The following is a 12,287-nucleotide window of genomic DNA, read 5'->3' on the forward strand; positions in this document are numbered from 1 at the left end:
AGTGTGGAGGACGGCTGATCGGCCACGACCTCGTGACGGGAAGTCAGCGCGCCGCCAGTCCCACCAGCAGCGCGACCCCCTCCGTGTGGTCCACGACGAGGCTGGTATCCGCCGGCACGAGTACAACGCCGCCCGCCTTCACGGGCAGGTCGCCGACCGTGATGCGCCCGGCGGCGCAGATCACGACGGTGCACGCCCCGGCAACTCGCGTCGTGCCCCGCCCCGCCGCCGTCACCGAATAGATCGCGGTCGAAGCCATCGGCATCGTGCCCTCGCCGAAGAACTTCACTGCGCGCGGCGCGGGCTTGAAGTCGATGCACGCCATCGCCTGCTCGACGTGCAGTTCTCGCCCCGCCCGACCGTACTCCTTCGCCCAGTCGTACACCCGGAACGTGGTGTCGCTCGGGGTCTGCACTTCGGCCACCAGCACGCCCGCACCGAGCGCGTGCACCGTGCCGCTGGGGAGGTTGTGGCACTCGCCGGGCACGGCGGGGACCGCTTCCAGCAACTGCACCACACCTTCGCCCTGTCCGCGCCGCAGCGCCCGCTCGAAATCCGCCCGCGCGACGCCCCGCTTTACGCCCTTGTAGATCACGCTCCCGAGATCGGCCTCCAGCACATACCAGCACTCCGTCTTGAGGTGCGCGCCGGGGTGCTCGCGGGCGTACTCCGGCGAAGGGTGTACCTGCACGCTCAGGTGCTCGCGCGCGTCGAGGAACTTCACGAGCAGCGGAAAACCGCCGTCCGGGGCGGGGCGCGCCGTACCCAGCAGCCCGCGTCCCCACGCCTCCATTGCGTCGTGCAGCGTTCGCCCTGCCAACGTGCCCGAAGCGATCATCGAGCGGGCTTCGCCCCCCCCACCCCCCGACGCGCTCGTTGTTGCCAGATCCGCGACCTCCCACGACTCGCCCACGAGCGCGCCCTCTGGCAGCGATTTGCCGTACCGCGCGAGGCGGCGACCGCCCCAGACCTTTTCCTTCAGGATCGGCTCGAACGTGAGCGGGTAGGGCGCGGTCATGGCTGCCCGGTGATCGACCCGCGGAACGGGCCGAGCGCGATGCCGCTCGCCCGTGCCTCGAATGTCGGCTGCCCGTCCACGACGCCTTGCACATCGCTCGTGAACCGCCTCCGCCCGATCTTGTGCTCCTGGCACAGGATCAGCAGCGTGTCGCCGGGAGACACGCTCTTGCGGAAGACGCAACTCTCGATGCGCAGGAACGCGGCCAGTTGCGGCTCGGTCTGCCGGACGTTGAAGAGGTACGCGGCGAGCTGCGCCGCCGTCTCGACCATGAGCACGCCCGGCAGCATCGGTCGGCCTGGGAAGTGCCCGGCCACCCAGAACTCGTCGTCGCGCACGCGTTTCACGCCGACCGCGCGCGTCTTCGTTTCATTCTGCCACAGGACACCGTCGAGTTGGAGCATCGTCCCTCGGTGTGGGAGGTATCGCTCGAGTCCGGCGCGATCGACGATGGTCCGGTCGAGATTCAGCCCCGACAGGTCGAACAGGAGGCCGTCCTGGTTCACCTCGGGCGATGCACCACGGGCGTCCTCGGAGGCGTCCACGGCTGGTCTCGCCCCAAGCGTCGTGGTGTCAGGAGGGCTTCCCGGCATCGCGGAGTTCCAGGATCTGCTTGCGAACCTCTTGGGCCGCTTCCTTGATCTGCTGCATGGCTTGCCGGGCGCGGGTGCCGGCCGCCTTGTTTCCACCTTCGGCCTTCTCGATGTCGTCCTGCGCCTCGGCGACGAGTTTCTTGAGGTGTTCGAATGCTTCCACGGCCTCGCGCCCCTGCTGCTGGGCGACCCGGCGTCGGACGCCGGGACGCGTGCGTGCGGTTCGACCTCGGACCCCCGAGGATACCGGCAGGCCCCCGGGCCTGCCCGGCCACAGCATACCCCTTCCGACAGGCACAAGGGGTCAAAAACCGGCATCGCCCGGTCTCAGCGGGTGATCTGCGGCAGGACGCGCTCGATGATTCCCAGGGCCGCAGCCGCATAGGCCGGGGTTCCCTCGTGGGCGGCTACTCCGGGAACGCAGCCGGCCATCAGAACCCGTCGGATCGATGCCAGCGTTCCGTAGTCCCCATCTGTACGCAACCCAAGTTCTCGTCGGCACTTAGCGAGTGTTGAGACCGGCTTGATCCCATCCAGACGATCCTCGTGCCCCCAGAACTGGCGCTCCAGGTAGACCGCGTCCTCCACCCAGGATCCCGCGTGGACGAACGCAAGGTCCAGCAGCACGCACGGCCCGGGGCGGCCGTCACTGCCCGACCGTCGCATCGCATTGCCGGGGTGGAGGTCGCCATGACACCAGGTGTCCAAGGGCCTCGCCCGCCACGCTGCCTCGAGCATCGGCAAGGCTCGCTGCACCTTCTTCAACGCCTCGTTCCAGCGCTGGGCGTCACCGATCTCGACCTCGTGTGCCCGCAGGGCCTCGCGCGATCGGGCGATCAGCGATCCCCAGTCACGCTCCGGGGGCGGCCCCTCAACCGGCCTGGCCTGCTCGGCGAGAGCATGGAAGCGGGCAGCTGTACGAAGAAGCTCCTCGATCGCAGCCCGGTCGATCGCGTGCGAAAGCGTGTGCCCGTCGAGACGTTCCATCACGAGCCAGCCGAGGTCATACCCGTCCAGCGAGTTCCCGCCCGTCACCACACGGGGAACGGGTCGCTCGTGGGCAGGCGTCGGCATCGTGTCCGTTTCCGCTGCGCCAAGCAGCATCGCCCAGCGGTGCTCGCGCGGGCCGACCGGGAGTTTCACCACAACCGGCAGGGTGCGCCCATCGCGCTCCGTCCACTGCGCGAAGCCCGTTGCCGCGCCGCCCCGCTGCCACGTGGAACGGAACCACTCGATCTCGCCGAGACGCCCGCCGCACGCCTCTCGCAATGCCGGAGCGAGTGCGGCGGCCAGCGTCTGCGGGTCGCCCACCGGGCTGGGGCTGGACGGTCCTCCGCTCATCGGATCGGCGCGTTCTCCCACGGCGGTCGGCACCGCCGCCATCACGCTACACGGTTCGTGCCGTTCCGCACAACCTCTGCGCGGAACATCTCCAGCACCGCCTCGGGAGGCAGGCTCTCTGCCCTGTCCGAGGTCCGGACGCCCTCCGGCCAGGGGAAGTCGCGTCCGAGAACCGAGCCGATCTGCTTGCGTCGCTGGGCAAACAGCCTTTGGCAGAAGTCGGCCAGGGCACGCGTGTCCAGCGACGGAGCGTCGGGGTTGCGCTCGATCGCCACCATCGCGCTGGTCACCTCCGGCCGCGGCCAGAAGCACTCCGGGGCGAGCGCCGCAACAGTCCGCACGCGTGCGAGCAACGACGCGACCACCGCCAACGGCCCGTACGCCTTCGACCCCGGGCGCGCTGCCAGCCGATCCGCGACCTCCCGCTGGATCGTCGCGAACATCGCGCGGCACTCGGGATGATCCACGAGCAGCGTGAGCATGAGCGGCGTCGCGCTGCCGTAAGGCAGGTTCGCGACGAGCGTGAACGGGCGACCCGCGAGCGCACCCGCCAGCGCGCCCGAGAGCGCTCGCTTGCCCTCCAGGCAGTCGCCCTCGACCAGCGTGAACCTCGCTTCGTTTCCGAGCCGATTCCGAAGCAAGCCGGCCAACCCGCGGTCCAGCTCGCAGGCGATGACCTCGCAGCCGCGCGCCAGCAACTCCTCCGTCAGCGTCCCCGTGCCCGGCCCGACCTCGAGCACGAGGTCGCCCGCTCCGACGCCCGACTCATCGACGAGCCGACGGAGCAGGTTGTGATCGATCAGAAAGTTCTGCCCGAGCGCGTGGCGCGGCGAGAGTCCGCGCGAGGCGAGGAGTCCGCGGATCTCGGAGAGCGTTTGGGGCACGACGCATTGTACGATCGGGGCACGAACGCACGCGATCACCACTCACCCCAGAGCACCCGCTCCACCGCCCACGCGACGCCGTCCTCGGCGTTCGAGCGGGTGATGCGTGCCGCAGCAGCTCGCACGTCCGGGATGGCGTTGCCCATCGCCACGCCGAGGCCAGCGCCGCGGATCATGGTCAGGTCGTTCACCTGGTCGCCGATGGCGCAGATGCGCGAGGCGCCGATGCCGCGCTCGTCGGCGAGGTGCCGGATCGCCGACCATTTGTCCGCCCGCGCGTCGAAGAGTTCGAGGATGTGGACGGCGTCGGGGTCCGACGCTTTCTCCGCCTCCACCACCGCCGGAAAGTTGTGGTAGCAGACCAGCCCGCCGAACTCGGCCCGCACGACCGCCTCGACGCCCTGCAGCGAGGCCGGTCGCGCGCACGCCCCGACGCGCACCGTGTGATCCGGGTGCTCGTCCTCCGCGATCGAACGGGCCAGCCGCACGTTCACGCACATCGTCTCGAACCACCACTGCGTGGTCGGGTCCAGCGCGTGCTGCTGCTCTCCGGTGACGACGAGGTAGTCGTATCCCGCCGCGTGCCGGTCTTTGAGCACGAGCGCGGCGTGCCCGTGGTCGAGGATCGCATCCACCAGCCGCGAGGAGAGCGTCGGGTGCATGGGGAACCGGTGGAGCGTGGCCTCGGTGCGCGGGCAGGCGATCATCGACCCGCCCGCGACGACCACCGGCTCCTCCTGCCCGATCGCTCGCAACGCAAACTGCGACTCCGCCAGCCCGCGCCCGGTACAGACCGTGACGGCCACGCCCGCCTCGCGCGCCCTTGCGATCGCCTCTGCGTTGCGCGCGCTGACGCGCCCCGCGGGGTCGAGCAGCGTGCCGTCGAGGTCGATCGCGAGCATGTCGTAGCGGCGCACGCCCGATGGTAGCGGGCGCGGCGCGGTCACTCCGTCGAGCCGCCGTCGCGAAGTTTGAGCGCGCCCGGCCCGAGCGTGATGACGTTCTTCCCCGCCTCCTTGCTCTCCAGCGCGAGGCGGTCGGCGCGGTCGAGCAGTTTCTCAGCGGTCGAGCCGTCCCACGGGAAGGTCGCCAGCCCTCCCGAGATGGTGAGCGTGCCGGGAGCCAGCCCGGCGAGTTTCGGGAATCGGCACGAGTGGACCTGTCGCTGGAAGCGCTCGGCGATGTCGAAGACCGAGGCCGGGTGGCGGCTTCCGGGGTCGCGCGGGCCGTGCGGCTCGTAGAAGATCACCGCGAACTCATCGCCGCCGATGCGGCAGACACGGTCGGTCGGCCGCACGACGCTCGTGAGCATCCGCACGGTCTCGCGGAGAATCTCGTCGCCCGCGCCGTGCCCGTGCTTGTCGTTGAACTGCTTGAAGTTGTCGATGTCGAACACGAGCACGGTGAGCGAACGCCGCGCCTCGCGGGCGCGGTCGATCGCAACCGTCAGGAACCGGTCGAAGTAGCGTCGATTCCACGCCCCGGTGACCGGGTCGCGGAACGCGGCCTGTCGCAGTTCGGCGAGTTGCGACGAAAGGCGAAGCCACAGCCCGAGCCAGGCCGCGTGCGGACGCAACTCTTCGGGTGTGGCCGTCGCGCTTCGCAGCGCGCCCGCCGGCGCGCCGCCCGCGCCCGCAGGCACGAGCGCGACGGCACCGGCCGCGTCGCGCTCCGCGCCAGGTGGGATGAACTCGACGTCAGCTCTCCCCGTTCGATCACGGATCAGCGCGAGGCCCTCAGCGAGCGGCTCCCCGCCGCGAAGCAGCCGCTCGACCATCGGCGCATCGCCGACGGGGCGCTCCGATCCGGCCGCGAGCAGGGCATCGACGATCGGGTCGATCGCGCTCTCCGCTCGCACGCGCTCGCGATCGCCGTCGTCCGTGGGCGTCTTCCCGTTCGACGATGCCGCACGCAGCATCTCGCGCAGCGTCTGCCCCGTAGCGCCCGCCTCAACCACGCCGTCGTACAGCCCCGCCTGCGGGCTGCCCGCCCCAACGCGGAACACCCGCACGCACGGATCGATCAGGCGCAGGCCGGCGAGGAAGTTCGGCAGGTTGTCGCCGCGCGACGCCGAGTCCCCGTTCACCGACGGCTCAGCGTCCGGCGCGACGACCACCACTGCCGCCGAGGGGCTGCGATCGTCGATCGGGTCGCTCAGTTCGCCGATGGCGTCGAGCGGCGTGCGAGCGCGGATGACCTCGATGCCTGGGTCCAGCCGGAGGCGCGCGTCGAGGCCGGTCCGGCCGACCAGGATCACTCGCAACTCGGGGGACTCAGGGGCCACCTGCCACTCCCGCACTCGACCTGGACGCACCTTCAGCGACCGCGCTGCGCGTCCCCGGTGGGTTCATCGGCCAACAGCATCGCCAACTCTTCTTCGGTCAGGAGCGTCCGGGCGTTCGGCATCGAATCGGGTTCGGGGGAGGATTTCTGCCCGTTTGCTCCCGGCGTCGCCGCCGATGCCCCGGCGAGAGTTCCGGACAACCGCAGCGGCGCGCCGGACGCAGGTGCCGGGGCGGGGTGAACAAAAGTCACCGGCTTCGGCCTCGGTGACTCGACCACGGTGAGCGAGTCCGGGTTGCCCGCTCGGAATGCCCAGCAGACCGCAGCCGGGACGAAGCGAACAGCCGCGGCAACCACGCGATCCCAATCCGGCAACGAGTCCGGCTCGACCAGTACAAGCACAGGGCGCGGGTGTCCGGCCGACTTGCTCATGCGCAACAGCCGGGCGAAGGCCGCGTAGGGACCGATTTCCGCCGTCGGCTCGATCCCGCGGCGCCGAAGGGCCTCCAGCAGCGCGGCCGGCGGACGGACACGCGGAGCGTGCCAGAGCACGCAAGGCGGCGATGAACGCGGACCCTCCATGCCCCCAGTGTACGGCACGCCGCCCGTGAAACAATCGACAGTGACAGTGGACGTGAAGAAGGGAGTCCAAGGTGTTCAGGAATGGAACAGGGCTTCGGCAACCCGGGCTGCTCCGTCCACGGGTCCGAGGTCGGCCAGGGCGGTGCGCATGGCATCGCGTCGGCCCGCGTCGCGCAGGAGGTCGGCGAGCGCTACGCCCGCCGTCGTCATGTTGCGTGATGGTTCGATCAGGTCGGCCGCGATGACCGCGCCGCCGGCCCTTTCGAGCGGCTCGGCGTTGTGCCGCTGGTGCTGATCCCGGTGGTAGGGGAAGGGCATGAAGATCGTGGGCACTCGATTCGCCCACACCTCGGCGACCGTGCCCGCGCCTGCCCGCGCGACGGCCAGATCGGCCGCGCCCCACGCCATGCCCATCGGGTTGATGAAGTCCACTACGCGCGCCGGCACGCCCGCCCGCACGTACGCCTCGCGCACCGCGTCGCCGTCTTTCGGGCCTGTCTGGTGAAGCGCCTGCCAGCCAGCCAGGTCATTCGCACGCTCGCGCACGAACTCGGCCATGAACAGGTTGATGCTGCTCGCCCCCTGGCTCGCACCCGTCACGAGCAGTGTGGGGCGGTGGGGGTCCAGACCGAGCGAGCGTCGGCACGAGGCACGATCGCCCGGCGCGAGGGCGGCTCTCCGAACAACCGGTGCGATCGAGGCCCAGCCGACGTGCGCGTCGCGTCCTGCGTTCAACACCCGCGCGGCATGGCGCGCCAGCCAGCGGTTCGCCTTCCCCGGCGGCGTGTCGAGGTTCAGCAGCGTCACCGGGCACCGTTCGACGCGGGCGGCCTGCACCGACGGCGCGCTCACGAACCCGCCGGTGCACAGGACACGCACGCTGGCGCACTCGTCTCGCGCGCGCCGGATGGCGGCACGCGCGGTTCGGACCGACGCTCCCCACGACCCGATGAACCGCGCCATCGCAACAGGGCGCATCGCCGGAGTGGCGATGGGCAGCGGAACGAACTCGACCCCCTCGCCCTCCAGGATCGCTCGATCCACGCCCCGCGACGAGCACAGGAACAGCGCTCGCACCTCGCCCCCGACACGCTCTCGGAGCCGTTCGAGCACGGCGAGCGAAGGGTACAGGTGCCCGCCCGTTCCCCCCCCCGCGAAGATGAAGCCGGGCGTGTTCATGCTGCGGATTGAATGGGAGCAGGGATCGAGGGATCAAGGCATCAGGGCATCGAGGGAACGGCCTCCGCGTCGGCCTGCTCCTCGTCGTCGGCGGCGGGCACCGGCTGCGTGCGGTCCATCGCCGCGAGCAACCCCAGCGCGGCCGCCGTCAGCACCCAGCCCGTCCCGCCCGACGAGAGCAGAGGCAGCGCGATCCCCTTCGTCGGCCCGAGTCCGGTGACGACGGCGAGATTGATGATCGCCTGCAGGCCGACCGTCGCCAGCACCCCGATGCCGAGGAGCTTCAGGAAGGGCGATCGCTCGCGCCGGACGATCACCACCCCCGTGACGAGCAGGCAGGCGTACAGCCCGACCACGAGCGCTGCGCCGGCGATGCCGAGTTCCTCGCAGATGATGGCGAAGAGGAAGTCGGTCTGATCCTCGGGCAGGTAGCCGAACTTTTGGATGCCGTGCCCAAGCCCGCGCCCCCATCCCTGGCCCCCCGCGACGGCCGCCATCGACTGGATCATGTGGTAGCCGGACCCCTGCGGATCGGCGAAGGGGTCGAGAAACGCCGTGAGTCTCCGCACCCGGTAGGGGCTGACGACGATCGCGCCGGCGATGCACAGCAGGCCGACCGGCACAAAGCACGCGAAGTGCAGCAGCCTCGCCCCGCCCGCGAGCAGCACGACGCTCGCGGCCGCGGCTATCAGGACGCCCGTGCCGAGGTCTTCGAGGACCACAAGACCGGCGACGACACCGGTGAGCACGAGCGCTGGAAAGAGGCCGAACCAGAACCGCGGCATGAGGGCCGCCCGCTGGGTCGCGAGCCACGCCATCAGCCCGATCAGCCCCCACTTGGCGATCTCGGAGGGCTGCACCGACAGGCCGCCGGCGATCGGCAGCGCGATCCAGCGCGATGAGGCGTTCACTTCCCGTCCGAGGCCCGGCACGTAGACCAGACCGAGCACGCAAACCAGGCCGAGCGTGACCAAACCCGCGGCCACAAGGCCGCGATCGGGAGGGCAATGGGCAGTGGACCGTGGGCAAAGGACATCGGAGGGACCAAAGAACCGTCGGACCGGTGCGAAGGCCGCCGCCGCGAACGCGCCGCAGGCGACGAGCATGTAGACGGTTGAGCGGGACAGGATGATCGACCGCGGCGTGATGCCGTCCGCGTCCACCTCGGCCCCGATGGGCGAGACCGCCATCCCCGCCGAGTTGACCATCACCACGCCCAGCGTGAGCAGGGCGAGCACACAGATGGCGATCGTCTGGCCGGCGCGGAGCATGACGTGACTCTGTTATCGGGAGACCCGCCGCAAACCCTGCAACGGCGCGCCGCGGCCCCGCGTCGGCTCAGCGGACGACCGCCAGCGGCACACGGCGGTCCAGGTCCGCCACGGGCCGGGCGATCAGGTCGTACCCGTCGCTCCCCACCACCACGCACCGCACCAGTTCGCCGGGGCTGAGCGGCGAGCCGGAGAGCACGTACGTCACCGCGTCGATCTGCGGGGCCTGAAACCTCGCTCGTGCTCGGTACCAGTGGCCGGATGTCCGCTGTTCACCGCCCATCGCCCACTGTCCGTCCACGAGCACGTCAAGCCGTACCCCCGTCGCCGCCGGCCGGTTCGGGTCGAACTTCGCGGCGAGGGCGGCCGCTCGCTCGAACGCGATCCGTTGCTGGAGCAGCAGAACCTCCGCTTTGCGACGGGTCTTCACCTCGGCCGCGACGGCGAGCGCGGGGTCTCCCTCCATCGTGCCCGCCGGCGTGCCGTCCTCTCGCGAATACTCGAACACTCCCACCGCGTCGAAGGCCGACTCTTCCACGAAGGCCAGCAGGTCGCGGTGGTCGTCCTCGGACTCGCCCGGGAAGCCGCTGATGAAGGTCGTGCGGATGGCGATACCGGGCACGCGCTCGCGGAGCATGCGGATGAGACGCCGCTGCTGCTCCGCCGTCACGTGGCGGCGCATCGCAGCGAGCATGCGGTCCGAGCCGTGCTGGAGGGGGATGTCGATGTATGGCAGCACGCGGCCTCGTGCGCACACCTCGGCGAAGGCGTCGATGAACTCGTCGCGGAAGTTGGAGGGGTAGGCGTACATGAGCCGGATCCACGCCGATCCGGCCGTCTCTTCCGCCGCCCGGTCGAGGGCGTCGAGCAGCGCGGGCAGCCCGGCCTCGAATCGTCCCATGCCCGGCCGCCACCCGCCCCCGAGGTCGTCGCCGTAACTCGTCGTGTCCTGCCCGATGAGGTTCAGTTCGAACGCGCCGTCGGTCAGCAGTTCGCGGGCCTCGGCGACGCACCGCTCGATCGGCTTGGACCGCATCTTGCCGCGGATGCCGGGGATGGTGCAGAACGCGCAGTTCTGGTTGCAGCCCTCGCTGATGCGCAGGTAGGCGTAGTGCCGCGGGGTGAGGCGCAGACGGGCCGAGTCGTCCTCGAAGTACCCGACTCCCCTGCCGTCCTTCCCATTCACCGTCAGGCCGACGGTGTTGCGTCCCCGCTCCTTCGCGGCCTGGAGCGCGTTGGCTGCGATCCAGTACGGTGGCCGCTCTTCGCCGATGTCCTGGCGCGCCGCGCCGGTGCCTCGCACGGCCTCGACGATGCGGTCGCGATCGAAGACGCCGATCATCGCGTCGATGCCCGGCGCCCACTCGAGCATCTTCGCCCTGTGCCGCTGCACGAGGCACCCCGCAACGATCACGCGCTTCACCATGCCGCGCTGCTTCGCGCGCACGGCGTCGCGGATGACGCCGAGCGATTCCTGCTTGGACGCTTCGAGGAACCCGCATGTGTTGATGACGACCGCGTCCGCCGGCTCGATGCCGTCCTCGACCGGCCCGCCCCCCTCGACCGAGAGCGCGTCGTCGTGCCCCCAGTCGTGCGCGGAGGGGTCGTAGGAGACCGGGATCAGCCCATCCTCGGCGAGCAGGCCGAGCATCTTCTCGGAGTCCACGAGGTTTTTGGGGCACCCCAGGCTCACGAACGAGACCGTTCGCACGCCCGGATCGGCCGCGGTCTTTCGGGATGTGCGAGCGCCTCGGGGCATCAGATGAGGACTGTAGGCCCCGGCCGGGAAACCACGGCGTTCACGAGACGATCGGCGCGACAGGCCGAGGCTCAGTCGCCAGCCCCGCCATGCCCTCTGCCGGGTAGTGCCGCTTCAGAGCGGCCACGAAGGCGTCCCGCTCCGCGGTCACCAGGTACACCGCGCCAGCCAGGCGCCAGCCGACGAACTTCAGGGCACGCGGCAACGCCTCGCGCGTCGTGCAGACGACCAGCTCGCCGTCCTCGAACCGCAGCGGCAGCACCGAGAACTGCCACGCCTGCCGACGCTCGACCAGCGAGAGCGCCTCGAGGTCGATCGCCTCCGCCAGCGGGTCGATCCGCGGTGCGACCGCCGCGTACTGCTCCGCCCATGCCTCCTCGACCAAGCCAGGATCAAGCCCGAACATGTCCTCGGCGAGGGCGCCGAAGGGCCTGCCCCGCGTGCGCTGCGCTTCCAGCACGCGGTCGCGCTGTTCGGGACTGAGCAGACCGCGAGCCACCAGCAGATCACCGAGTCGGAGCGTCATGGATGTCTCCCCTGCCGGCCAGCGCCGGCGATGGCTCAGGCATCGACACGGCGAGCGGACGGGGCGAGCGTGGAGGCACATCGCACGCCAATCTCATGCCGACCGCGATCCATGCGCGGAAAGGATCGGCTGGGGGAGCGTGGTCGAGCGTTCGGGCTGTGCGGGCGACCACTCCAAATCGGCAGGCGAGTCCGCTTGACAGGTGCGCCGCCCTCACGCTGCCGGCTCGACCGTTGAGCTCAGGCCCCTCGCTCGGAGCCGCTCTCGGTAGAACTCCGCCCGCTCGAAGTGCGCCACCAGCACCACTGCCCGGCCGCGTGCGCTCGCCTCGTGCATCACGCTCTTGGCCTCTTCCGCATCCAGCGGCGTCGAGTCCGTGATCGCACGGATCACGAAGCGTGCGTCGTGCGCGTTGTCGTGCAGGAGCATCAGGTTGTAGGGCGGGAGCCGGTCCAGCCTTCGCGGTCCGGACGCTGCCGCGTTGTCGCGTGCTGCGCCGAGGTTCTTCGCGATCTGACGCTTGCGGGCCTGCTCTTCTCGATCCGGTTCGTCGGCCTGACGACTCATGGCGTTCCCCTCCTGGGCGCCGGGGCGTTCGGCCTTCTGCAAACCTATCACGAGATCGGACCGACGCCACCCCGCTCATCAGAATGTCCAGGGCCGCGACCCTTCCGACTCACTCGCAAGCCCGACCCGCCCAAGGGGTTATGACTCGGTGGTGCGCCTAGGCCCGTCCTCCGCGCGCCCGTCCGGGAACCGATCGTCAAGAACGTCGTATAACCTGCTGTCCCGATGATGCTTCGGGCCGACTCCGGCCGCCGGATGACGGGGCAGTTTCTCAGCAGTTCGGC

13 protein-coding genes are annotated in these 12,287 nt (G+C 70.3%); all 13 read right to left on the minus strand.

Features of this window, described 5'->3' with window-relative positions:
- Positions 1-43: 43 nt before the first annotated feature.
- On the minus strand, positions 44-1,018 hold the full coding sequence (locus FBT69_05585) for a class I mannose-6-phosphate isomerase (protein MDL1904274.1): 975 nt from the start codon (positions 1,016-1,018) through the stop codon (positions 44-46).
- Positions 1,015-1,611, minus strand: coding sequence for a beta-hydroxyacyl-ACP dehydratase (locus FBT69_05590; GenBank protein MDL1904275.1), 597 nt, complete (start codon positions 1,609-1,611; stop codon positions 1,015-1,017). Before FBT69_05590 ends, FBT69_05585 begins: the two co-directional genes overlap by 4 nt.
- Positions 1,592-1,774: a histone H1 gene (locus FBT69_05595; protein ID MDL1904276.1), complete on the minus strand. Its 183-nt coding sequence runs from the start codon at positions 1,772-1,774 to the stop codon at positions 1,592-1,594. The genes FBT69_05590 and FBT69_05595 overlap by 20 nt, the downstream gene beginning before the upstream one ends.
- Before the next feature lie 164 nt (positions 1,775-1,938).
- On the minus strand, positions 1,939-2,994 hold the full coding sequence (locus FBT69_05600) for an aminoglycoside phosphotransferase family protein (protein ID MDL1904277.1): 1,056 nt from the start codon (positions 2,992-2,994) through the stop codon (positions 1,939-1,941).
- Positions 2,994-3,878 carry a ribosomal RNA small subunit methyltransferase A gene (gene rsmA / locus FBT69_05605; GenBank protein ID MDL1904278.1) on the minus strand — a complete coding sequence of 295 codons (885 nt, stop codon included), beginning with the start codon at positions 3,876-3,878 and terminating at the stop codon, positions 2,994-2,996. The genes FBT69_05600 and rsmA overlap by 1 nt, the downstream gene beginning before the upstream one ends.
- A complete protein-coding gene (locus tag FBT69_05610) occupies positions 3,872-4,753 on the minus strand; it encodes an HAD-IIB family hydrolase (GenBank protein ID MDL1904279.1) in 882 nt (293 codons plus the stop codon). The genes rsmA and FBT69_05610 overlap by 7 nt, the downstream gene beginning before the upstream one ends.
- Positions 4,754-4,779: 26 nt before the next feature.
- The gene (locus FBT69_05615) at positions 4,780-6,120 is read right to left on the minus strand and encodes a GGDEF domain-containing protein (GenBank protein MDL1904280.1); all 1,341 of its coding nucleotides are present in this window, start codon (positions 6,118-6,120) and stop codon (positions 4,780-4,782) included.
- Positions 6,121-6,152: 32 nt separating this feature from the next.
- Positions 6,153-6,701 (minus strand): hypothetical protein, encoded by a 549-nt coding sequence (locus FBT69_05620; protein ID MDL1904281.1) that lies wholly within the window; start codon positions 6,699-6,701, stop codon positions 6,153-6,155.
- Between the two features lie 75 nt (positions 6,702-6,776).
- Positions 6,777-7,880: a UDP-N-acetylglucosamine--N-acetylmuramyl-(pentapeptide) pyrophosphoryl-undecaprenol N-acetylglucosamine transferase gene (locus FBT69_05625; GenBank protein MDL1904282.1), complete on the minus strand. Its 1,104-nt coding sequence runs from the start codon at positions 7,878-7,880 to the stop codon at positions 6,777-6,779.
- Between the two features lie 41 nt (positions 7,881-7,921).
- Entirely contained in the window at positions 7,922-9,151 is a 1,230-nt protein-coding gene (locus FBT69_05630; GenBank protein MDL1904283.1) for a stage V sporulation protein E, read from the minus strand.
- Between the two features lie 67 nt (positions 9,152-9,218).
- A complete protein-coding gene (gene rimO, locus FBT69_05635; protein ID MDL1904284.1) occupies positions 9,219-10,910 on the minus strand; it encodes a 30S ribosomal protein S12 methylthiotransferase RimO in 1,692 nt (563 codons plus the stop codon).
- 40 nt (positions 10,911-10,950) lie between these two features.
- Entirely contained in the window at positions 10,951-11,517 is a 567-nt protein-coding gene (locus FBT69_05640; GenBank protein MDL1904285.1) for a hypothetical protein, read from the minus strand.
- A gap of 132 nt (positions 11,518-11,649) precedes the next feature.
- Positions 11,650-12,003 carry an ATP-dependent Clp protease adaptor ClpS gene (locus tag FBT69_05645; protein MDL1904286.1) on the minus strand — a complete coding sequence of 118 codons (354 nt, stop codon included), beginning with the start codon at positions 12,001-12,003 and terminating at the stop codon, positions 11,650-11,652.
- Positions 12,004-12,287 lie beyond the last annotated feature (284 nt).

The organism is Synechococcales cyanobacterium CNB (assembly GCA_030263455.1).
Lineage (GTDB): Bacteria > Planctomycetota > Phycisphaerae > Phycisphaerales > UBA1924 > CAADGN01.